Below are 267 nucleotides of genomic sequence, written 5' to 3'. Positions count from 1 at the left end.
ACGACAACAACGCCGGCTTCGCTATCAGGTCGCTCCAGTGTCGCGAGCTGGCTTTCCAGAAGACTGGTCGGCATGAAGTGGCCTTCGCGGCTGCCCATGCGCTGGGTCAGCAGCGCCTTGCTGCCATTTAAAAACACGAAGGCCAGCTTTCCGCCCGCCGCCGCACGCAATCTGTCGCGATACGCTTTCTTCAGTGACGAGCATGTCAGGACGATACCGCTTGTCGCGTGATCGGCCAGAATCTCGCCGATGCGATCGAGCCAGGGC

Annotated in this window: 1 protein-coding gene; it reads right to left on the bottom strand. The window is 61.0% G+C overall.

The window, feature by feature from the left end; all coding sequences use genetic code 11:
• Window positions 1–267, bottom strand: a 267-nt coding sequence (locus MRBLMR1_RS29945) for a gluconokinase (RefSeq protein ID WP_500067234.1), incomplete at both ends; no start/stop codon positions are given.

Source organism: Neorhizobium sp. LMR1-1-1.1, assembly GCF_040675795.1.
Taxonomy (GTDB): domain Bacteria; phylum Pseudomonadota; class Alphaproteobacteria; order Rhizobiales; family Rhizobiaceae; genus Neorhizobium; species Neorhizobium cellulosilyticum.
The sequence above is the reverse complement of the archived record's forward strand: the minus strand, read 5'-3'. Positions and strand labels throughout refer to the sequence as shown.